At 68.6% G+C, this 20,904-nt stretch carries 20 protein-coding genes, 1 tRNA gene and 1 pseudogene; 8 read left to right on the top strand and 14 right to left on the bottom strand.

The genetic code is table 11. The annotated features are described in order from the left end of the window. Window positions 1-168: 168 nt before the first annotated feature. Together ACFTS5_RS20395 and ACFTS5_RS20390 are read left to right on the top strand one after the other, a co-directional pair. Window positions 169-819: a hypothetical protein gene (locus tag ACFTS5_RS20395; RefSeq protein WP_378633115.1), complete on the top strand. Its 651-nt coding sequence runs from the start codon at window positions 169-171 to the stop codon at window positions 817-819. Beyond that, window positions 819-1,499, top strand: a complete 681-nt coding sequence (locus ACFTS5_RS20390) for a hypothetical protein (protein WP_378633113.1) — start codon at window positions 819-821, stop codon at window positions 1,497-1,499. The genes ACFTS5_RS20395 and ACFTS5_RS20390 overlap by 1 nt, the downstream gene beginning before the upstream one ends. Window positions 1,500-2,041: 542 nt before the next feature. Here the strand turns inward: ACFTS5_RS20390 and ACFTS5_RS20385 are convergent. Together ACFTS5_RS20385 and ACFTS5_RS20380 are read right to left on the bottom strand one after the other, a co-directional pair. Continuing rightward, the gene (locus tag ACFTS5_RS20385; RefSeq protein ID WP_378633110.1) at window positions 2,042-3,403 is read right to left on the bottom strand and encodes a lipase family protein; all 1,362 of its coding nucleotides are present in this window, start codon (window positions 3,401-3,403) and stop codon (window positions 2,042-2,044) included. After that, complete coding sequence (locus ACFTS5_RS20380) at window positions 3,400-4,548, bottom strand: esterase/lipase family protein (protein ID WP_378633107.1); 1,149 nt, start codon at window positions 4,546-4,548, stop codon at window positions 3,400-3,402. The genes ACFTS5_RS20385 and ACFTS5_RS20380 overlap by 4 nt, the downstream gene beginning before the upstream one ends. A gap of 192 nt (window positions 4,549-4,740) precedes the next feature. Between ACFTS5_RS20380 and ACFTS5_RS20375 the strand changes: the two genes are divergently transcribed. Next, a complete protein-coding gene (locus ACFTS5_RS20375) occupies window positions 4,741-6,015 on the top strand; it encodes a PucR family transcriptional regulator (protein ID WP_378633106.1) in 1,275 nt (424 codons plus the stop codon). Between the two features lie 43 nt (window positions 6,016-6,058). On the opposite strand, the pseudogene ACFTS5_RS20370 reads toward ACFTS5_RS20375, so the two are convergent. Then, window positions 6,059-6,385, bottom strand: a pseudogene (locus ACFTS5_RS20370) (transglycosylase family protein); the annotation flags it as partial. A 397-nt stretch (window positions 6,386-6,782) separates the two neighbouring features. Between ACFTS5_RS20370 and ACFTS5_RS20365 the strand changes: the two are divergent. Beyond that, complete coding sequence (locus ACFTS5_RS20365) at window positions 6,783-7,277, top strand: DM13 domain-containing protein (protein ID WP_378633103.1); 495 nt, start codon at window positions 6,783-6,785, stop codon at window positions 7,275-7,277. Window positions 7,278-7,305: 28 nt separating this feature from the next. On the opposite strand, the gene ACFTS5_RS20360 is transcribed toward ACFTS5_RS20365, so the two are convergent. Beyond that, window positions 7,306-7,938, bottom strand: coding sequence for a response regulator (locus tag ACFTS5_RS20360; RefSeq protein ID WP_378633101.1), 633 nt, complete (start codon window positions 7,936-7,938; stop codon window positions 7,306-7,308). Between the two features lie 11 nt (window positions 7,939-7,949). Continuing rightward, complete coding sequence (locus ACFTS5_RS20355; protein WP_378633099.1) at window positions 7,950-9,152, bottom strand: sensor histidine kinase; 1,203 nt, start codon at window positions 9,150-9,152, stop codon at window positions 7,950-7,952. A gap of 255 nt (window positions 9,153-9,407) precedes the next feature. On the opposite strand from ACFTS5_RS20355, the gene ACFTS5_RS20350 reads away from it, so the two are divergent. Further along, entirely contained in the window at window positions 9,408-9,968 is a 561-nt protein-coding gene (locus ACFTS5_RS20350; RefSeq protein ID WP_378633096.1) for a heme-binding protein, read from the top strand. Between the two features lie 50 nt (window positions 9,969-10,018). Here ACFTS5_RS20350 and ACFTS5_RS20345 read toward each other — a convergent pair whose 3' ends face one another. Next, the gene (locus tag ACFTS5_RS20345) at window positions 10,019-10,972 is read right to left on the bottom strand and encodes a DNA polymerase domain-containing protein (RefSeq protein WP_378633093.1); all 954 of its coding nucleotides are present in this window, start codon (window positions 10,970-10,972) and stop codon (window positions 10,019-10,021) included. Window positions 10,973-11,170: 198 nt separating this feature from the next. On the opposite strand from ACFTS5_RS20345, the gene ACFTS5_RS20340 reads away from it, so the two are divergent. The 3 genes from ACFTS5_RS20340 to ACFTS5_RS20330 all read left to right on the top strand — a co-directional run bounded on the left by ACFTS5_RS20340 (window position 11,171) and on the right by ACFTS5_RS20330 (window position 13,138). Then, window positions 11,171-11,243 (top strand) — tRNA-Glu (locus tag ACFTS5_RS20340). Between the two features lie 126 nt (window positions 11,244-11,369). Continuing rightward, on the top strand, window positions 11,370-11,975 hold the full coding sequence (locus ACFTS5_RS20335; protein WP_378633091.1) for a QsdR family transcriptional regulator: 606 nt from the start codon (window positions 11,370-11,372) through the stop codon (window positions 11,973-11,975). Window positions 11,976-11,992: 17 nt separating this feature from the next. Beyond that, window positions 11,993-13,138: an acyl-CoA dehydrogenase family protein gene (locus tag ACFTS5_RS20330; RefSeq protein ID WP_378633088.1), complete on the top strand. Its 1,146-nt coding sequence runs from the start codon at window positions 11,993-11,995 to the stop codon at window positions 13,136-13,138. 55 nt (window positions 13,139-13,193) lie between these two features. Here the strand turns inward: ACFTS5_RS20330 and ACFTS5_RS20325 are convergent, their stop codons facing one another. The 8 genes from ACFTS5_RS20325 to ACFTS5_RS20290 form a co-directional block, all read right to left on the bottom strand. Beyond that, a complete protein-coding gene (locus tag ACFTS5_RS20325) occupies window positions 13,194-14,414 on the bottom strand; it encodes a cytochrome P450 (protein ID WP_378633085.1) in 1,221 nt (406 codons plus the stop codon). Then, window positions 14,411-15,664 (bottom strand): cytochrome P450, encoded by a 1,254-nt coding sequence (locus ACFTS5_RS20320; protein ID WP_378633083.1) that lies wholly within the window; start codon window positions 15,662-15,664, stop codon window positions 14,411-14,413. Before ACFTS5_RS20320 ends, ACFTS5_RS20325 begins: the two co-directional genes overlap by 4 nt. Further along, window positions 15,664-16,212 (bottom strand): ATP/GTP-binding protein, encoded by a 549-nt coding sequence (locus ACFTS5_RS20315; RefSeq protein WP_378633469.1) that lies wholly within the window; start codon window positions 16,210-16,212, stop codon window positions 15,664-15,666. The genes ACFTS5_RS20320 and ACFTS5_RS20315 overlap by 1 nt, the downstream gene beginning before the upstream one ends. A 43-nt stretch (window positions 16,213-16,255) precedes the next feature. Further along, entirely contained in the window at window positions 16,256-16,600 is a 345-nt protein-coding gene (locus ACFTS5_RS20310; RefSeq protein ID WP_378633080.1) for a DUF742 domain-containing protein, read from the bottom strand. Next, the gene (locus tag ACFTS5_RS20305; RefSeq protein ID WP_378633077.1) at window positions 16,597-17,007 is read right to left on the bottom strand and encodes a roadblock/LC7 domain-containing protein; all 411 of its coding nucleotides are present in this window, start codon (window positions 17,005-17,007) and stop codon (window positions 16,597-16,599) included. The genes ACFTS5_RS20310 and ACFTS5_RS20305 overlap by 4 nt, the downstream gene beginning before the upstream one ends. Further along, window positions 17,004-18,398 (bottom strand): sensor histidine kinase, encoded by a 1,395-nt coding sequence (locus tag ACFTS5_RS20300; RefSeq protein ID WP_378633075.1) that lies wholly within the window; start codon window positions 18,396-18,398, stop codon window positions 17,004-17,006. The genes ACFTS5_RS20305 and ACFTS5_RS20300 overlap by 4 nt, the downstream gene beginning before the upstream one ends. A 197-nt stretch (window positions 18,399-18,595) precedes the next feature. Further along, window positions 18,596-19,801 (bottom strand): SGNH/GDSL hydrolase family protein, encoded by a 1,206-nt coding sequence (locus ACFTS5_RS20295; protein ID WP_378633466.1) that lies wholly within the window; start codon window positions 19,799-19,801, stop codon window positions 18,596-18,598. 2 nt (window positions 19,802-19,803) lie between these two features. Further along, entirely contained in the window at window positions 19,804-20,802 is a 999-nt protein-coding gene (locus tag ACFTS5_RS20290) for a saccharopine dehydrogenase NADP-binding domain-containing protein (RefSeq protein ID WP_378633073.1), read from the bottom strand. Between the last annotated feature and the right edge of the window lie 102 nt (window positions 20,803-20,904).

Genomic DNA, 20,904 nt, shown 5'->3' with positions numbered 1-20,904 from the left:
GCAACCGCATCTGTGTAGGAGCCGATCGACCCGACAGGAGGCTCCGCGATGCGACATGCTCGACCCCGTACCGCGCGCCACTGTCTGTCCTCGGCCCGGCCTGCGGCATGGGGAACGTCGAGAAACCGAGCCGTGGTGGGCGCACCGTCGGCCGCGTGGGGGTGCCGGGTGAGCACTGAACCCTTGGACGAATGGCTCGGCGCCTGCTGGAGCGAGGTCCCCGAACGCCTGCGCCCGGCGGTGGTCGATCACATCTTCGGCGCCGATCTGGTCACCATGTCGACCTATGCGGCGACCAAAGCGCGCTACGTCCTGGATCGGCTCGACCCGGACATGCGCAGCGACTTCGAAGACGTCGCCCAGGACACCATGGTCGAACTCACCGCGACGCTGCCCACCGAGCGGATCCGGCACTGGAAAGCGTTGGTGCTCAAGAAACTCCAGTGGCAGGTTCTCCAGGACCGCCGCAGTCGCACCGCCGAGAAACGCCACCCCGGCCAGCGGGTCGACTACGAGTCGGCGGTCCTGGTACTCGAGGATCACCGGTGCGGCGACGCCGAGAACCGGCTCGCCGACCGCGCAGTCCTGCGGGACGCACTGGCCTCGATCACGCACGCGGAGACCGCGGCCGTGCTCCGCGCGACCTTCCTGATCGCCACGGACGGCAGCTATACCGATGTGCAGACCACCGGCGAGGTGGCCGGCGACCTGCGGTTCAGCCAGGAGAAGGTCAAGCGATTACGCGCGGCAGGCGCCAAATTGCTGCGCGAGGCCGTGCGCGCGCAGCTCGACGACCGGGACAACGAGGAGACAGCGTGATGGCGCCGGATCATGACGCGGACCGGTTGAGTCTGCCTGTCGACCTCGACGTGCTGATCGCCTTCGCCGCGGCCGACAGTCCGGACGCCGACGCGGAATCCGCCGCCGCGGGGGCGCGAATCGCCGAGCGACTGTTACGCGCGGGCGCGGTGTCGGGCGGCTCAGCCGCGCTCGGCGACCTCGGTGCGCGCCGGGCTGTGATGACGGTGCCCGGCTGGTCCGTGCAGCCGCTCGCCGCGTCGTCGGACAGCGAGCAGACAGCGACTCGCACGGTGCAGAAGCAGCGCGACCGGGAGTTGGGGATCGAATTCACACGTTCGCCCGCGGGCGCGGAGCAGACGCGAATCTCGGTGCACTCGTTCGGCGCTCGGGCCGCGGTGGGCGACATCGTGCGGGTCTCGGTGCGTCTCGGTGCCGAGCGCGCCGAACTGCTCGTCGTCCTCTACGCCGGTGACGACGGCACGCTCACCGGGCAGGCCGTCACCAGGGCGCTCACCATGTCCGAGGATCTCGAGATCTCGCTGTTGCCGGGTGCGGCACTCGACAGCACGCACGTCTCGGCGGTGACCGATGCGGTGCGCTGCTCGCTGACGGCCGGGCGCAACGCCTGGCGGCGGGTGGCCAAGGGCCTACCTGCCGGTGATCCGGTACGGGCGGCGATCGTCGCCGGTTTGAGCTGATCGTCGCGGGTTGTGGTGCAAGGCACGGAACCCGGCTGCCGGAGATGTTCGTCCGGCAACCGGGTTCGGATACGCCCCGGGAGGGCGCGCCGACGGACCGGGTGGAACCCCCCTGCGGCTCCACTCGGCGAGCGGCGGCGCGGCCGTCACTCCCAGGGCAGTAGTACTTCACCGACGTCGGCGCAGTGGTGGCGACAACGTCGGTGAAACCCCTCACCGACACTGATGCCGTGCGAGGGGCAAACGGTTCGCGGCGAACCGCCGCCGGGGCATGGCGCATCTATGTTCCGACGGCCGGTGCCGGTGCCGGTGCCGGTAGTGAGGAACACGGAATGACACCTTCGAGGAACGACACGGCGCGGCAGCACGCCGCGTCGGCCGATCTCGAGGCGGCGCGGCGACAACGAGACAGCGACAGCCGAACACGGCGCGACACCGCGGAGTTCGTCGCGCTCTGGCCGCTGCGTGGCGACGCTCAGCTCACGGCGGCCGCTCCTGACACGCCACCACAATCGAGCACGCGTCTCACGGAGTACACCGACTCAGCATTCGACCGCGATCGAGGCATCACCGACCACGTGCGGATGTTCGGTATCGCTGTCACGCAGGCTGGTTCGTTCCGGTGACACCCCACCGATCGGCATACCTGCCAGCATGCGCAGTGCCAGCCGCACGAACGCGAAGTGCGTACGCAGTGCCCGCGGTGAGCGGGCGACGGAGGCAACAGTGCACGTGCCGGTCGGTGCGGGAATTCCAGCGAATCTGTCGGTGAGCCAATCGAGAATCGCCGGGACGATGAGGAATTCGAGTGGCAGGTGCGAACCGCGGCGCACGCGCAGGTAGCGCACCGTCGCCCCGGCCTGCTCGTACCGGCGCACGTGGGCGTCGATATCGGCGACGGCGATCACCTCGTCGTTCACCCCCTGGACGATGAGCAGCGGTGCGGCGGGCGCGCGAGTGCCGGGTTCGATGTCGGCGAGAATGCGGCGCAGGACGGGCTCGGCGAGCAGCTCCCCCATGCCGCCGCGCAGATGCCGGGTCACATCGCGACGGGCGAACCGCAGCAGCAGCGCGAAGGTGCTGCGCTCCTCGGCCTCACCGAGCAGACCGCGATATCGCGCGTCGAAGTGATCGCTCAGCACCGGATCGAGCTCGGGATAGGCCTGCCGCAATCCCGCGACGAACGCCGCCGGGAACCCGGCGAACCATCCGCCGTTGAGACGAACGAACGCGGCGGCCGGGTCACCCACCGGTGATCCCGCCGCCGCGCCGACGATGTTCAGCTCCGGCGCGTACTCGGCGGCCAGTTCGGCGGCCCACGCCGTCGCCAACCCACCACCCGAATAGCCCCACAGGGCAACCGCCGTGGTGGGCGTCAGCGCCATCGGGGCGAAGTCGAGCGCGGCCCGAATCCCGTCCAGCGCACGGTATCCGGGTTCACGTGCCGCTCCGAACCGGCCACCCGCCCCTTCGTGATCGGGTACCGATACCGCCCAGCCCTGCTCCAGGGCCATCGCGATGATCGGCAGCTCGAGCGGCGCGATCGAACCGATCGTCCACGCCCCGCTCCGCAACGCGTACGACGGAAAGCACTGCGGGGCAACCGCATCGATCGCGCACTGGAACGACACCAGCGGCCGGGGACGCGCGGCGGCGCCCCACGGCAGCAGCACCGTCGTCACCGACACTTCCGGCGCACCGTCGAGATCACAGGTGCGGTACAGCAATTGCCAGGCCGTGATCCGCTGCCGGATCACCCCGAACAACGCGACATCCACCGGCCGCGACCGCACCACCGTCCCCGGCGCGAGCACGTCGAAACCGGATGGCGCGTCGTAGAACGGGTCATCGGGCGGGAGCAGCGGCGCGGCCTGCCGGGTCGGCGCCGGGGCGTCGACGGTCATAGGCTGCCGCCGCCACCGAAGAACCAGGGGTTGAACGTGCAGGTCAAGGTGGGACTGCCTTCCGGGTCGAGGGCACGCAGCGCGATCGAGGCGGCGCGCGGGGAATACATCATGGTCAGGTGGTCGGAGACGTCCTGCTCACAGCCGTTCTGCAGGGCGATGTTGTCGACGGTCGCGTCCGGTCCGGCCCGCAGGAAGGTGAGGTCGAGGGGATTCATCACCTCGTCGTAGCGGGAACCGACCACGGTGTAGGCGACGCCGGGCACGGTGTCGCCGGTGGCGTTGAGGGTGGTGTAGAACGACGAGCCGATGGCCTGTTCGACATTGGCAGCGCCGATGATCGGCCGGTAGAAGCCCAGGATGTCGATGCCGGCGTTGTTGATCATGCGGCCGAGGGTGGCGATCCCGAGCAGCGAGGTGCCGTGGTGGGTGGCGCCGAAACTGACGAGCTTGCCGACCTTGCCCTGGCCGCCCTCGAACTTCAGGTAGTGATTCGCGATGGTGCCGCCCTGGGAATGGCCGACGATGTCGACCTGGTCCGACCCGGTCGCCGCGCGTACTCGTTCGATGAAGGCGGCGACCTGACGGGAAGAATCGGCCATCGGGCCGACCCCGTAGCGCCCCGGCAGCACGGCTCCGAGTCCACCGGCCTCCAGCAGCCCGGATTTGCCGAAGTTCAAGGCGAACACGCAGTACCCGGCCTCGGCGAGGCGGGGCGAGAGATAGGAGAAGGTGTCGTAGGCGTTGAGCCAGGTGCCGTGCAGCAGCACCACCGGGCGGGGGTGCTGCGCCGAGGGCTTGCAGTCCCAGCGGTTGGCGCCGGGCGGCGCGGCGTCGGGGTGGAGCAGGCCGTAGGCGAAGGCGGGCAGGTAGGCCGACATCTCGGGGCCCTCACCGACGGCGTCGGAGGCGCGGCTGCCCGACGAACCCGAGCTGCTGCCCGAGGCGCTGCCGGTGTCGGCGATGGCGGTGGGGGTGCGGCCGTCAGCGGCGGCCACCGTGCCCGCGTTCATGTATTCGGCCAGCGAGGCGATCGTCGGTTCCAGCGTGGGAGCCGCGCCGGCCGGGCCTGCGGCCACGGTCAGCGCCGCGGCGATGCCGATTCCGCACAGTGCGCGGCGAAGGGAATGCGTCGTTGCAATCATGGTTTCACTTCCGTAGATCCGCGTCGACGAACAGGTAGCTCGGACGCGCTCTGCGAATCTATGACCCAGGACACAGTGATGTCACTGCACCGGGCAACGAGAAACTCTGGACCGGATTGGCGCGGGAACCAAGTTCTGTACGTTTTCGATCGGATGGTCCACTACCGGGCTGTCGTCGGACACAATCGAGTCATGCTCGCCGAACACCCCGTTTCCGAACTCCCCGCTCTGCCCGCGCTGACCGCCCGCCTGCTGACGCGGTGGCCACAGATCTCCGAACGCATGCTCGCCGCTGGTCTCGGCGCCAACGCGCCCGCCGAACTGCCCGACGGACACTTCACCGCGGAAGTGCTACCGACCATCTACGCGTGCGGGCGGGCCGTGCTCGAGGCGATCGGCGCCGACCGCGAGTTCACCTACGCCGAGGTCGCGGCCTTCGTCGCCCCGGTCGCCGAGCGTCACGCCGAGGACCGGCTGCCGTTGCCGATGCTGATCGGCGCGATCCACGGCTCGGCGCAGTCGGTGTTCGCGGAGGCGTTGTCGCTGGCTCTGCCCACCGAGACCGCGGAGATGGCGCGGGTGGGCAACCGCCTGCTCGATCTGCTGCGCCATATCAACATGACGGTCGTGGAGACCTACACCGAGGTCGAGCAGTCGATCTATCACGCCGAACGCGAGGCGCGCCGGGAGCTGTGTTCGGCACTGGTGCGCGGCCTGCCCGCCGAGGAGCTCGCGGCCCGCGCCGACACGATCCTCGCCGACCAGTACACGGTGCTGGCGGTCCATCTGAGCGAGCCGCCGCGCGTGGGCACCGCGGCCAACCTGGTGACCAGGCGACGGATCCGCGTGTTGCAGCGCGCTTTGGACGAACTCACCGGCACCACCACCCCGGCCACCTTCGACGGCGCTCACGGCATCGCGTTGCTGAGTCACAGTTCCGAAACCGACATCCTCGACACGGCGAAGTTCGACGAACTCGCCGACCGACTGCGGGCCCAGTTCGGGGTACCGGTGTATCTGGCCGAATTCTCCGGCGTCAGTCGTGACGCCATTCCGGCCGCGGCGAAGGACGCGACCGAACTGACCGAACTGGCGCGACTACGCGGCAAGCCCGGCGGCTGCTATCGGCTCGACGATCTGCTGCTCGAATATCAGCTCACCCGGCCCGGCCCGGCCCGAGAACGCCTGGCGCAGCGGGTGATTCCGCTCCTGAGCAGCCCGCACCTGATCGACGCGCTGGAAGCGCATCTCGTGCACGGCGCCGACCGCAAAACTGCGTCACGACTTATTCACGTGCACCCGAATACATTTACCTATCGCCTGCGCAGGATCGCCGAACTCACCGGTCTCGACCCGGCCGATCCGAAAGATTCGCGTATGCTCGCCGCGTCACTCACGGTGTATCGACTCGATTCCCTCGAGAACGAAAAAACCCGCTATTCGACGTGTGCATCGAATAGCGGGTAATTCGTTTCCCGACAAGGAAAGTCTTACTTGTCAGCGCTCTTTACAGGTAGGCGCTGCACACGGGCCAGGCGCCGGGACCCTGCGCGGCCAGCACGTTCTCGGCCACGCGGATCTGCTCTTCACGGCTGGCGTTGTCGGCGGTGCCCGCGCCACCGTAGGCTTCCCAGGTGCTCTGCGAGAACTGCAGGCCGCCGTAGTAGCCGTTACCGGTGTTGATGTTCCAGTTGCCTGTGCTCTCGCACTGCGCCACGGCGTCCCAGTTGTTCGCCGAGGCGGTTGCGGTGGTCAGACCGGCCGGAACGGCGATCATCGCGCCGGCAACAGCGGCAAGACCAAGGGCACGGGTGGTGAACTTGCGATTCAAAGACATAAAGTATTTCCTGCCTGCGCCCACCGACTCGGTGATGGAAACTACCGCGTCCCTGCCCCTCAGTCATGTCGGGGATCCTCGAATCACGGGGCAGGCTTTCTGGCGTTCTGCGATTCGATTCGGCTCGGGTTGTTGTTCAAGCCGTGATCGAATGTAGCTGGTTTGCGACCTGAGATCACGTACCGATCACGACGCCATTTGTAGCGAGCATTGTCCAAACGAACACTGTTCACCCCTGGTCGACCGTAATAAATCCGTAATCACACCACTGTCGTTATAGCGCCGTAATGTGACGGGGCTCATGCGGAACAAGAGACCCCAGTCACGTTTCTTTCCCGGCAATTCGGGCAAGCGGCCCACGTCGGGCCGGGGGATGATGGGTGAAAAGGAGGCGCACATGAGCACTCGCCGGACCCTGTTCACCGTCATCGCGCTCGGCGTGGTCGCGGCCGTGAGCGTAGGTCTCTACCTGTTCCAGCCCTGGCGACTGTTCACCACGGTCACCGTCGACGAGGCACCGATCGTCGCAGTGGACGGCGCGCCACCGCCGGTCATCGCGGAGGGCACCTTCGTCTCCCATGAGCACGACACCTCCGGCACCGCCCAGCTCCAGCGCACGTCGGAGGGCACCATCGTGCTCCGGATCGTCGACCTGAACACCTCCGACGGGCCTGCCCTGCACGTCTGGCTCTCCGATCAGCCGGTGATCGTCGACGACTGGCACAACTTCGACGACGGCAACCACATCGACCTCGGCTCCCTGAAGGGAAACGAGGGCAACCAGAACTACGAGCTGCCCGCCGGTACCGATCTGTCCACGGTGAAGTCGGTCAGCATCTGGTGCGAGCGCTTCCACGTGTCCTTCGGCGCCGCCACCCTCGTTCCGGCGTAAACCCGCAGATCAGCGGGATAACGACCGGTCAGGCGAGCAAGCGGCGCTCGGTGGCGACAGCGACCGCCGCCGCGCGGGTGTCGACGCCGAGTTTGTCGTAGATGCGGCCCAGATGCGTCTTCACCGTGGCCTCACTGATGTGGAGGGCGCGCGCGATCTCGCGGTTGCCGAGGCCGTGAGCGAGTTGACCGAGGATGTCGCGCTCACGCGCGGTGAGCGTGGGTCCTGGATTGCGCATCTTGGCCATCACCTTGGCGGCGACCGGCGCGGACAAGGCGGTCTGCCCGCTCGCCGCGGCGTGGATGGCGGCGAACAGTTCCTCCGGCCGCTCGGCCTTGAGCAGGTATCCGGTGGCGCCCGCCTCGATCGCGCGGGTGATGTCGGCGTCGGTGTCGTAGGTGGTGAGTACCAGGACGTGCGGGGTCGGCGCGGGCTGGGCGGTGATCCGGCGGGTCGCTTCGACGCCGTCCATGTCGCTGCCGAGCTGGAGGTCCATCAACACCACGTCCGGGTTCAGGTTCGCGGCCTGCGTGACCGCGGTCGGCCCGTCGGCGGCCTCCCCGATGACCTCGATATCCGGCGCGCTCGACAGCAGCGCGTGCAGTCCGGCGCGGACGACAGCGTGATCGTCACAGATCAACAGGCGCACGGTGGGGTTCACAGGTGCCGATGTTAATCCGCCGACCGGTCGACCGCGGTCGCGCCGGCGACGGTGCCGAGCGGAATGGCGGCCGAGAGCACGGTGCCGTCGCCCGGCGCGGACTCGACGGTGCAGGTGCCGCCGAGTTGGCGGACCCGAGCCCGAACAGCGGGCAACCCGTGGCCGCGATGTTGTGCCGGGTCGGTCTGCGCGTCGGGGTCGAAGCCGCGTCCGTCGTCGGCGACGTCGAGCACGATCTGGTCGTCGAGACTGGTCAGGGTGATGGTGGCGGTGGTGGCCGCCGCGTGTTCGCGCACATTGGCCAGCGCGCCCTGGGCGATGCGCAGCAGGGTGGCCTCGACCCGCTGGGGCAGCGGTCCCGGCGTTCCTTCTATATGGCAGCGCACGCTCAGGGTGTCGGTGGTCTCCCGCTCGGCCAGCGCGGCCAGCGCGGCGGGCAGCGATCCGCCCGCGGCCAGGTCGGCCGGTGCCAGGTCGTGGACGAACCGGCGGGCCTCGGTCAGGTCACGTTCGGCGATGGCGGCGGCCGAGCGCAGATGGGTGTGCGCGAGCTGCGGATCGCTGTCCCACACCAGGTCGGCCGCTTGGAGCAGCATGCGCTGACTCGACAGGCCCTGTGCGAGGGTGTCGTGGATCTCCATGGCCAGCCGTTGCCGCTCAGCCAGGGTGCCTTCCCTGCGTTCGGTGGCTGCCAGTTCCCGCCTGGTCCGCACCAGGTCGTCGATCAGCGCGGCCTGCCGTTCGGCCTGACGGCGCATTCCGACGAACAGCGCCGTGGTCACCGCCGCCACCGCGGGTGGGGCGAGCACCAGATTCGGATCGAGCCACCCGGCGATGCGCACCTGGCTCACCACCACCAGCGCCGTGAGCGCGACGACCAGGATCACCGCGACCCGCTCCGACAGAATCCGCAACCCCGTGTACACCAGCGGCACCGCGCACCAGGCGAAACTCGGCGCGAGCACCACCAGCACCGACCAGGTGAGCACCAACAGCGCGAACCACACCAGCCGCCCCGATTGCCGCAGCTCGCTCAGCGCGTAGAGCACCGCGATCACCACGGAGAGGACGACGATCAACGGCGTCGACCGGGTCTCGCTGTGCCGGATCAACCATCGCATCAGGGAAGCGGCCAGCAGGACATAGAAGGCACTGTGCACGATGACGGCAAGCAGTCGCGTGTCGTCCCGCTGGGCGCCGAGCAACTGAGCCATGTCGTCCACCTGCGTCTCTCGGGCGGCCGCGGCCGCGGGTTCTCGCCCACGAACGGGTACGGGGCCTGGGCAAACTCCGATTCTCCCCCGGCGATCGCCCGCGGTGGGTCATCCGATCGGTTGACCCGGGTGTCGACCGATCCGGCCCCGGAGTGCAGCCGGTACGCCGATCCGCGCGGGCCCGCGAGCGAACAGGATGGATATCAACAGGCCACGGCAGACCGCCGGCCGGCCGAGATCCGCACAGGAGCAGTCATGACCGCCAAGTCCACCACCCGCAACCGTCTCATCATCGCCGGCGCCACCGTCGGTGTCGTCGCCGCCGGTGTGGTCGGCGTCGTGACGGTCCAGGCGCAGGATCAGGACCCGGCCACCCGCACCCCCGTCGTCGTCAACGCCGCCGACGCCAACCTGGCCCAGTCGACTCACCTGTCGATCGCCGCCGCCACCAAGGCCGCGCAGACCGCCCTCGACGCCGCCGCCAAGGAGAACCAGCGGGTGAGCGTCGCGGTTGTCGACCGCAACGGCAATGTCATCGTCACCCTGCGCGGCGACGGCGCGGGCCCGCAGTCCTACGACGCCGCCCAGCAGAAGGCCTTCACCGCGGTCTCCTGGAACGCCCCCACCACCGAGCTGGCCAAGCGTCTCGAGTCGGCTCCGCATCTGGCCGACATCGACGGCACCCTCTTCCTCGGTGGCGGCGCCCCGGTGAAGTCGAACAATGCCCCGATCGCGGGCATCGGCGTGGCAGGCGCCCCGAGCGGTGACCTCGACGAGAAGTTCGCCCAGGCGGGCGTCGCCTCGCTCGGGAGCTGATCAGCATCTGAAGCACTGTCCCCCTGCCGAATTCGGCAGGGGGACAGTGTTCATTCGGTGCGGCGGGCGCGGGCCCGGCGTTTGCCCTCGTGCATCGCCTGGACCCGGGCGATCGGAATGGTGTGGCCCTCGGCGATCAAGTCGGCCGGAAGTGCTTGCGGTGCGGGCATTTCCGTGGTCCACGGGTCGGAATCGCCGAGCAGGTTCGGCGCTGTGCGCAGGGTGAAGTCGGCGGGGGTCACCGAGTCGATGTCGTTCCAGCGCAGGGGAAAAGACACCGGTACACCCGGGCGGATACGCGGGCTGTATGCCGCGATCACCGTTGCGCCACCGGCTCGCGTGGAGTCGAGAAAGACCTTGCCCGCACGGTCCTCGCGGATGAACGCGGTGGTTCCGACGGTGGGGTCGATGCGCTCGGCCCTGGCCGCGACGGCCCGTGTCGCCGCCGCGGCGTCCTCGATCGCGACGCCGGGCTCGATCGGCACGTAGACGTGTAATCCCTTGGCGCCGCTGGTCTTCACCGCACCGGCGAGCCCGTCGGCCGCCAGCGCGGCCCGGATCAGATGCGCACCCGCGGCCGCGTCGTGAAACGTCTGCCCCGGTGAGGGATCAAGATCCAGCACCAGGTGCGTCGGTCCCGCGCTGTGGTCGACCGGCAGCAACAGCGGGTGGTATTCCACCGCGCGCTGGTTTCCGAACCACAGCAGCGTGCGCACGTCGTCGCCGAGCGCGTAGGTGACCTCGCGATGCGAGCTCTCGGCCCACACCGTCGCGCGCGGAACCCAATCCGGGGTGTATTTCGGCAGGTTCTTCTGCATGAACGGCTCCTGCCCCGGCCGCACCCGCACCACCGACAGGGCCCGCCCCCGCAACACCCGAACGAGCCGCTCCCCCACGAACTCGAGATAGTCGACCAGATCCCGCTTGGTCGCCTCGGCCCCGTCGAACAACGGCTGATCGAGATTGCTCATCTCCACCCCACCGCGCAGCTCTTTGCTGGTCATGGCCCCACCTTGCCCCGCTGCCAGAGGGCGGTCAACCGGTCGTGCGCACAGAACCGCCGCCCGAGCTCGTCTCGGGCGGCGGCGTATCAGCAGAGCGCATCAGGCACATCGAGCAGCGATCATCACCCGTTTTGGTCGATCACCAGGTCGTCGGCTATCGTATGTTCCGCGCGGCTCACCCCGGTGAGCTGTAGTTCTGGCCCCGTCGTCTAGCGGCCTAGGACGCCGCCCTCTCAAGGCGGTAGCGCGGGTTCGAATCCCGTCGGGGCTACAGAGAGAACTCCTCGGTCATGGTGACCGGGGAGTTTTTTTGTGCCCGTGTCTTGTGCCCCGAGTGCAACATATTGACAGACGTTGCACAGTTCATACACTGTAGGAAACGGTGCATGGAGGTGACGTGATCGAGCAGACGGCGTTGGAGAAGCGGCTCCAGGACGCCGCGGCGCGTCCCGATGCCGTGAGCGCGTTCCGCGCCGCCAGGGCCGTATTCCTGGCCGGGCACCGACTCGAGATGAAGGAACTCGCCGTCGCGCTCGGGGTGAACCGGGCGACGCTGTTCCGGTGGGTCGGTGGGCGCGACGAACTACTCGCCGAGGTGATCTGGTCGGTCGCCGAGCCGACCTTGCGGCGCGCGGCCGCCGCGGCGCCCGGTCACGGCGCGTACCGCATCGCGACGATCCTCGGTGATTTCGCGCAGGCCACCAACACCTCCTACGCCTTCCGCCAGTTCCTGCTGCGCGAACCCGAGCGGTCGCTGCGACTGCTCACCACACGCGCGGGATCGGTGCAGCACCGCGTCGTCGCGATCGTGGAAGAGCTACTCGCCGAGGAGATTTCGGCCGGGAATCTCGATCCGCTGCTGCCGGTGCCGGAGTTGGCGCTGCTGCTGGTGCGGATCACCGAGACCTTCATCTACACCGATGTGATCAGCGGTGAGGAACCCGACGCGGCCAGAGTTGTCCGGGCGTCATTGGTTCTGCTGGGCGAACGGCCCGAACAGTAAGTCAGCGAAAGGACACCATGAAGCGCTCCATCTTTACCGAGGACCACGACGCCTTCCGCGCGTCGGTCGCCGAGTTCGTCAAGCGCTCGATCGCGCCGAATGCCGAACGCTTCGTCGAAGAGCGGGCGATCGACCGCGAAACCTGGCTCGCGGCAGGCGAACTGGGCTACCTCGGCCTCGGCGTGCCCGAGGAGTTCGGTGGCAGCGACGCCGGCGACTACCGGTTCAACGCGGTGTTCGGTGAGGAGCTGTCGAAGGCGAGCGCCGCGATCGCGTCCTCGTTCGGCATCCACTACGACGTGTGCGCGCCCTACATGGTCGAGCTCACCAACGATGAACAGAAGCAGCGCTGGCTCCCGAAGTTCTGCACCGGCGAGATCATCACGGCCATCGGCATGACCGAGCCGTCGGGCGGTTCCGACCTGGCCGCGCTGAAGACCACCGCCGTGCGCGACGGCGACGACTGGATCGTCAACGGCTCGAAGACGTTCATCACCAACGGTTTCAACGCCGATCTGGTGATCGTCGCCGCCCGCACCAGCCCGGAGAAGAAGGCCAAGGGCATCACCCTGTTCGTCATCGAGACCGGGATGGACGGCTTCACTCGCGGGCGCAAGCTCGACAAGGTCGGTCAGCCCGAATCCGATACCGCCGAACTGTTCTTCGACAATGTGCGTGTCCCCGACGCCAACCGGCTCGGTGAGGTCGACCGTGGCTTCATCGCCATGATGGAGCGGCTGCCGCAGGAACGCATCGGCGCGGCGATCTCCAACCTCGCGCACGCCTCCGCGATCCTGGACGAGACGCTGCAGTATGCCAAGGAGCGCAAGGCATTCGGGCAGCAGATCGGCAGCTTCCAGTACAACAAGTTCCTGTTCGCCGAGCTGGTCACCAAAATCGAAGTGACACAGGCGTTCGTCGATCAGGGCATCGTCGCCCACGCTGCCGGTGAGCTGTCCGCGGTCGACGCGGCGAAGGCCAAGTGGTGGTCGGCGCAGGTGCAGAACGACGTGCTCGACGCGTGTGTGCAGCTGCACGGCGGCTACGGCTACATGCGTGAATACCGGGTCGCGCGGGCGTGGATGGACGCCAGGGTCACCAAGATCTGGGCGGGTTCCAACGAGATCATGAAGGAACTGATCGGCCGCGATCTGGGTCTGTAGCGCACGGATAGCGTCGCGCCCGGCGTAGGAGCCACCGGGCGCGACGCGTCGCCGGTCAGCTCAGGATGATCGGCAGCGCGGCCAGATCGTTCTGCGTGAGCACCGGCAGGTTGCCGATCTCACTGTCGGGCACGGCAAGTCGCAGCTTCGGGAAGCGGGCGAACAGCGCGGGCAGCGCGATCGCGGCTTCCAGCCGCGACAGGGCGGCGCCGGGGCAGATGTGCGGGCCGTAGCCGAAGGCCAAGTGGCGGTTGGCGGTCGGGCGCGTCACATCGAACTCGTCGGCGGTCTCGCCGTGCACCGCGGTGTCGCGGCCGACGGCACGGTAGGACATCACCACGCCCTCGCCCTTGGCGATCACGGTGTCGCCGACAACGATGTCCTCGGTGGCGAAACGCATCAGCAGGTGCGAGACCGGGCCGTCCCAGCGCAGCGATTCCTCGATGACCTGCTTCCACTCCACGTCCCCGGCAAGGACTTTCGCCAGCTGCTCGGGTTCGGCGAGCAGCGCGCGCACGGTATTGATGATCAGGCTGACGGTGGTCTCGTGGCCGGCGGCGACGAGGGCCTTGATGTTGCCGATCGCCTCTTCCTCGGTGAGCGGCTCGCCGCCCTCGTCGGCGGTGACGAACGCCGAGGTCAGGTCATCGGCCGGGTCGGCGATCTTCTGCCGGACCAGGTCGGTGAAGTACACATCGAGGCCGCCGATCACCTCGAGGCGCTCGTCCTGCGGGGTCATCACCGAGAAGAACTTCTTGTACCACTCGAGCAGCTGCGCGTGGTCTTCGCGCGCGACGCCCATCAGGTCGCCGACCACGCGCATCGGCAGCGGGTAGGCGAAGACCTCCTTGAGGTCCACCGGCGCGCCGTCGGCACCGGCGGCTTCGAGGTCATCGAGCAGGTCGGCGGTGAGCTGTTCGATCACCGGACGGAGCTCTTCCAGCCGCCGCGGGGCCAGCGCCTGGGCTGTCTTGAGCCGCAACCGGCGGTGCTCGGCACCGTCGACGCTGAACATCGACCGGTCGACGAGGACCATCCCGATCAGCGGCCACTGGTTGGTCACCACGCAGTCGGCGTACAGCGACCACGCGTTGATGTCCTTGACCAGCCGGGTGTCGGTGGTCAGCTGACGCGCGACGGCGTGATCGGTGACCGTCCAGGCGGGCACACCGAGCAGGTCGATCCGGGTGATCGGACCGAGTGCACGAAGTCGGGCGGTTTCCCCGTTGAGGTCACCGACCATGGGGTCGATGGCGAAAGGGCATGGCGAGCTCACGAAAAACCTCCGACGGGTCGAACTGGTGTGAAACGAACGGGCAGTGCGGTCATGCCCCGAAGGAAAGCCGAAGGTCGCCGGGTGAGCTGGTCGGCGGGCACCCCGAGGTCGACATCGGGCAGCCGGTCGAGCAGCACCTCGATCCCGGTCCTCGCGATGATCTCCGCGATCTGCTGCGCCGGGAAAGGACAGCGATACTCGCCATAGCTGAACGCGAAGTGGGCGTTGTTGCCGGTGGGCACCGAGCCGCCCTCGGTAAACGATTGGCGCACATGCGGATCGAGATTGGCCGCCGCGAGACCGAGCAGCAGGAGGTCGCCCGCCCGAATCGTCTTGTCGGCGAGACGGGTGTCGCGCGCGGCCCAGCGCCCCGCCAGAATCGAGGTGGGCCCCTCTTCCCAGAGCACCTCGTTCATGGCCTCACCGACACTGCGCCTGCCACCGCCGAGCGCGTTCGCGAATCGGTCGTCGGTGAGCATCAACCGCATGGAGCTGCCGAGCCAGTCCGCGGTGGTGAGGTGACCCGCGGCGGCGATCGCCATCAGGTCGTTCATGTATTCCTCGTCGGTGAACGGCTCGGGGTCGGCCAGCATCATCGAGGCCAGATCCCCAGCGGGACGTGCCCTTTTCGCCGCGACCAGGCGGGCCATGTGCTCGGCGAAGCGGGCATGGCCGGACTGGGCGTCGGCGCCACCGTCGGCGAGCTGTTTCATCGCCAGGGCGAGGTCTGCCGCATCGATGTCGGGCAGACCGAGGATGCGCGCCAGAGCGAGAGCGGGCAGCGGCACCGCGAACTCGGCGATCAGGTCGGCGCTGCCGCGACCACAGAACCCGTCGACGAGGCGGTCGGCCAGTTCCTCACAGGCTCTGCGCAATTCGAAGTGATCCACCGCGTCCAGTGCCGGTTCCACCATCGCCAGGTGCCTGCGGTGTTCGGCGCCCGCGGTGAAGTAGATCGAGGGCATCGGGTGCCCGATCATCGGCAGCAGCGGCCAGTCCTCCGGTACCCGGCCCCACTGATTCCACAGCGACACATCGCGCGGGAACAGCAGTGGATCGCTGGTCACCTGGTGCAGTTCGCGATAGCCGATGATCAGCCACGCCGGAAAACCGCCCGGCAGCTCTACCTCGACGACCGGGCCGTGGTCGCGGCGCATCCGCCGGTAGACCTCGTGCGGTTCGATGTGGAACTCGGGCCCGCTCAACGGCACCGCGCCGGTGATCGGGCAGGCGCCGGTCGGTGTGCTCATCAGACGGTTTCTCCCTGCGGGACAGCGGAATACAGGTGCTCGACCAACGTGATCAGCACCTGCTTGCTCGATTCGCGCGAGCGCGCGTCACACATCACCAGCGGCACCGCCGGATCGAGATCGAGCGCGTCACGCACCGCTCCGGGCGAATGGGAATCGCCGAAGTCGTTGCAGGCGACCACGAACGGGGTGCCCTGATGTTCGAGCCGGTCGATCGCATACCAGGAGTCGCTGATCCGGCGCTGGTCGACCAGCACGATCGCGCCGAGCGCACCCGCGAAGAGCCGGTCCCACAGGAACCAGAACCGTTGCTGCCCAGGAGCTCCGAACAGATACAGCACGTGTTCGTCGTCGAGGGTGATGCGGCCGAAGTCGAAGGCGACGGTGGTGGTCGACTTGCCGGGCACACCGCTGGTGTCGTCGACACCTGCCCCGACGTCGGTCATCGTGGCTTCGGTGTCGAGGGGCCGGATCTCGCTCACCGAGCGCACCAGTGTCGTTTTGCCGACACCGAATCCGCCGATCACCACGATCTTCAACCCGTGCATTGCCGTGCTGTGCAGCGGCGCTCGAGCCCGCTCGGGCACGTTCTCAGAGCTTGCGAAGTCCAACGAGCACCTTCTCGAGGGTGGAAGCGTCCAGCGACATCGCCGCCGACAGCGGTGGGCGCACCGTGATCTTGCCCGAGGCCAGCAGGTCCGACAGCACGACCGTGGCCACCCCGACGGGCAGGCGCAGCTCGGCCGCGATCTCCACCACGGCGGTCGGCGCCCGGCACATGTCGAGGATCGCGGCTTGCTCCGAGGACATGCCCGCGGTGGGCGCGGACTCGCTGACCACCAGGGTGACCAGGTCGAAGTCCTCGGTCGCGGGGGCGCGGCCGCCGGTCAGCGTGTAGAAGCGGTCGGGATCGTCGTCGCGACCTGCCCTGGTCACTCGATCGCTCCGCGTCTGGGTTGGGCAGCCAGATGCTCGCCGAGCTGTTCGACGAGCTCGTGCATCGTGTGGCCGACCAGACCGGCATCGGCGTCCTCGGCGGCGACCACCGCCAAGTGCGCGCCGCGCCCCGCCTCGACCACGAACAGGATGCCGCCGTAGAACTCGGTCATCGACTGGCGAACTCCGCCACGCCCGTCACCGAACTCGACGGAAGCCCCGTGCGACAGGCTCTGGAATCCGGCGGCGATGGCGGCCAGCTGATCGGCGCGGTCCACATCGAGTTCCGGCGTATGGCAGATCTTGAGCCCGTCGCCGGACAGCAGCAGGGCGTGCCTGGCGCGCGGGGTGCGGGCGAGCAGCTTCTCGAGCAGCCAGCCGAGGTGGGCGGGGGCGGTGGTGGTCATCGGTCCTCCATGGGGTCGGGAGCCGCGGCGGCGCTGCCCGGTTCGTGGCTTGCGTTGGTGCGGCCCGGCGCGGAGCGCTGGAAGGCACCGAGGGCGGTGGGCTTGGCCGGGGCCGCCTTGGCGGCGGGTGCGGCGGTGAGACCTTCGGGGTGGACCTGGGCCAGGGTGTCGCCCCGGCGGCGTTTCGGCAGCGAGGGCGAGGTCGGGACCGCGCCGTCGGTCTCCGGTCGCGCGTGCTGGCCGGCGGCCTCGCTGAAATCCATGGTGCCGGTGTCGGTTCTGCGCGGGATCGGACTGTCGAACTGGCTCAGCGTGGCGGGTTCGGCGAAGCGCGGCGCCGCCACCACATTGCGACTGCGGCGTTCGGCGCGGGCGGTGAGTTCGCGCGGGATGACGACGACGACCGCGGTGCCGCCGATCGCCGACGGCCGATACGACACGGTGAGTTCGTGCTTGCGCGCCAGATGCCCGACCACCGCGAGGCCGAGCCGGGTACCCGACAGCGAGGCGAGATCCACGCCCTTGCCCTTGTGATCGCGCCCGGTGACGGCGGCTTCGGCGCGGCGCAGCGCGGAATCGCTCATGATCAGGCCGCTGTCCTCGATCGTGATCACCACGCCCGCGGGCACTTCCGCGGCGTAGACGTGTACCTCGGTGGTGGGCGGCGAGAAGTTGCAGGCGTTGTCGAGGAGTTCGGCCAGTGTGTGCATCACGCCTTCGGCGGCGTGCCCGGCGATGCCGACCTCGGCGATCGCCCGCAGCCGGACGCGCTGATACCCGGCGACCCGGCCCATCGCGCCGCGCAGAATCGATTCCATCGCAATCGGTTTCGCCCAGCGGCGCCCGGTCCGCGCACCGGACAGGACCGCGATGCTGTCGGCCAGGCGTCCCGCCTGGGCGGTGCGATGGTCGATGTGGAGCAGGTCGGTGAGCACTCGCGGATCGGCGTGGCGGTGTTCCATCTCCCGCAGTTCGGCCAGCATCGAGGTGGTCATCGCCTGGATGCGGCCCGCCGCACCGGCGAAGGCCGCCAGTGCCGCCGCGCCCCGGCGCGAGTTCTCCTGGGCTTCCCACGCGTACGCGGCGGTGTGCTCGTCGGCCTGGGTCAGGCGCGCGCTCGCCTCGGCCACGGTCGCGGCCAGTTGCTGTTCGGCCTGCTGGGCAGCGGCCAGACTCGCACGCGCCTGCGCGCGCTGACGCAGAGCGAACCACACCGCGGGGCAGCCGATCAGTGCCGCGGCCACCGCCGCGGCGAGTACCGGGATGCCGATGGCCGGTGGCGTGAACACCGCGGTCACCGCGGCGATCGCCACCACCGCCACGCCGGCGCCGAGCACCACAGATCCGGCGCTGTCGCCGGACGCCTTCGGCGCAGCTACTGTCTGTGCCATCGGCAGTACTTCCGCAGTACTCACAGGCCCCCTGCCATAGTGGTCGATCAAACACGCAGCAAGGCAGCCTGTTTCGAAGTCGGAGTCGAGCATATCGAGCCCCCGCCCGACCTGCCACTCGACCGATCAGGGTTCACCGGCCGTTGGGGTACGGGTCAGTATCGGGCCTGGTCACGACAGGTGGGGCGAGACGGCGATCACGTCGCGAGAGCAGGTGCGATGACCGTCGCCATGGCTCGGTAGCCGGAATCATTGGGATGCAGGTGATCACCGCTGTCGAACGCGTCGGCGAGGCGGGTGCGATCACCGGGAGTGGCCAGCGCTTGTTCGAGATCGACCACCGTGTCGAAGGCGCCCGACTCCCGAATCCAAGTGTTCACCTCGTTCCGCAATCGTTCCTTCTCCGGCGAGTAGTACGCGGAACCGGCGAACGGCAGAATGGTCGCGCCGACGATGCGCACGCCCGCCGCGCGCGCCTGCGCGATCAAGGCGCGATATCCGGCGACGAGCTGGTCGGTCGATACCGGCGGGAAGACAATCCCGTCCGGGCCCGCACTGCCCGACAGGCCGATGTCGTTGATCCCGATCAGGACGACGGCGGTGCCGACGCCCGGTTGGTCGAGAACGTCACGACGGAACCGAGCCAGCGCGCTGTCGCCGAGCACGGTCGAGTCGGTGAGCAGCCTGTTGCCGCTGATTCCCGCATTGACCACCGGGCCGTGGTGGCCTACCGCCGCGAGTTGGTCGGGGTAGCGCAGGTCGGCGTCGAGGGTGGAGCGGTAGCCGTCGGTGATCGAATCGCCGAAGGCCACGGTGACGTCGCCGGTGCTCGACCGCAGCGTCTCGATGCCCGCCACGTAATACCAGGACTGCGAGGTGTCGGCGAACGGCGCCGCCGACGGGTCGGCGGCGTGATCGCCCTGCGCTCGGTAGCTGGTGGCCAGCGACTGGCCGTGCTGGGTCGCGGGGCCGGTGGGTCGGTCGAAATAGAGGGTGACCGCGATCGATGCCCCCACGGTGCGCACGGCGTCGCTGACCACTTCGGCCCCCGGCGCGATCACGAAGGTGGACTGCCCACCAACGCTCAACCCCCGCACCGATTCCGGGGTGATCGCCGCGCCGCCCGCGCTGGCGGCCACCGTCGCCGCCGACACGGGCAGGGGGTACTCGCCGAAGCGGTTCGACAACCGAATCCGGACTTGCGGACCCTCCTGCGACAAGCGAAACACCTGTCGCACAGTCTGGTCGGCGAAACCCATCGCCGACCAGTTCTGGTAGACCGGGTACTGCACAGCGGTCGTCCAGGCACTCGACCACGAGGTTTCGGTGTCGCGAGCACCGAACGCCACCAGGACCAGCGCGGCCACGGCGGCGACGGGCGCGGCGATCCACCGTAGGCGCACCGTCAACGCAGCGACCATGTCATGCCGAACGGCGCGAGAGCGTCGAGGAATTCGACCGGCTCGAACAGCTCGGCGGGTGACTGCGCGCCGGGCTTGCCCACCCCCGCGGCAATTCGCGTCGCGACCTCCACCGCTAGCTGGGCGCTGTTGCGGTAGGCGTCGGGGCCGCTACCGATCCCGCGCAGGGTCCGGCCGTCGCGGTGGATGTCGACGACCATCGAGTACGCGGCCGGGGCCGACGGGGTTTCGGGCGCGGCGTCCAGATCGGCCTCGGTGACGGTGCCGACGATGTCGAAAATCGACGTCGCGAGCACACCCTCCACCGAGCGCGCCGTGGTGTGGCGTGGAATCGTCACCACGGAGGGTTGCGGAAACTTCATCACTGCAATGGGTTCCGTATCGTCAGGAAGTAGGAAGGTGGCCCGGCGGGGCTGGGGACCGGTGCGGAATTCGCCGTCGGACCAGGACAGGCCGCCACTGGTGAAGACATCTAGATTCTGGAAGACGGTGCGCATACTTCCGCGCGAGCCCTCACCGCCGGGCGTGGCGACATGGCTCAGCACGATCTCGTCGGCGCCGCCGAGCCGCTCGGCGCCGAGGTGGGCGAGCAGGTCGCCGAAGATCCCCGCTTCGGTGGTCGCGGTCGAGAGCGTCACCCCGGCCTCTGCCGCGAGCGGACCGAATTGGGCGAAGACCTTCTCGACGAAGAGCTGTTCGCCCGCGACGTCCACGTAGTGGACGCCGGCGGCGATGGCGGCGCGCAGTACGCCCTCGCCGCGACCGGTGTAGTCGGGCAGGGTACTGATCACGGCGTCGACATCGGCGAACGCGGCGACGAGTGCGCCGTGATCGTCGGCCGCGGCGACCCGAACCTCGGCGCCGCGACCGGCGAGCCGCGCGGCGTCGCGGCCCACGGCCACGGTCTCGATGCCGCGCTCGCGCAGTTCCCGCACCGCGAGTGTTCCGACGTGGCCACTGGCTCCGTAGACGGCGATCTTCATGTCGTGCTCCTTGTGCTCATCGGGCTGATGAACACAGCGTATGAACTATTGGTGAGACAAGAAATCATCCATAATCTTGTCTGAATATCCGATCGTCTCCAC

Source organism: Nocardia sp. NPDC056952, assembly GCF_042674185.1.
Lineage (GTDB): Bacteria > Actinomycetota > Actinomycetes > Mycobacteriales > Mycobacteriaceae > Nocardia.
Note: the sequence above shows the minus strand (reverse complement) of the source record. Positions and strands in the feature narration are given on the sequence as shown.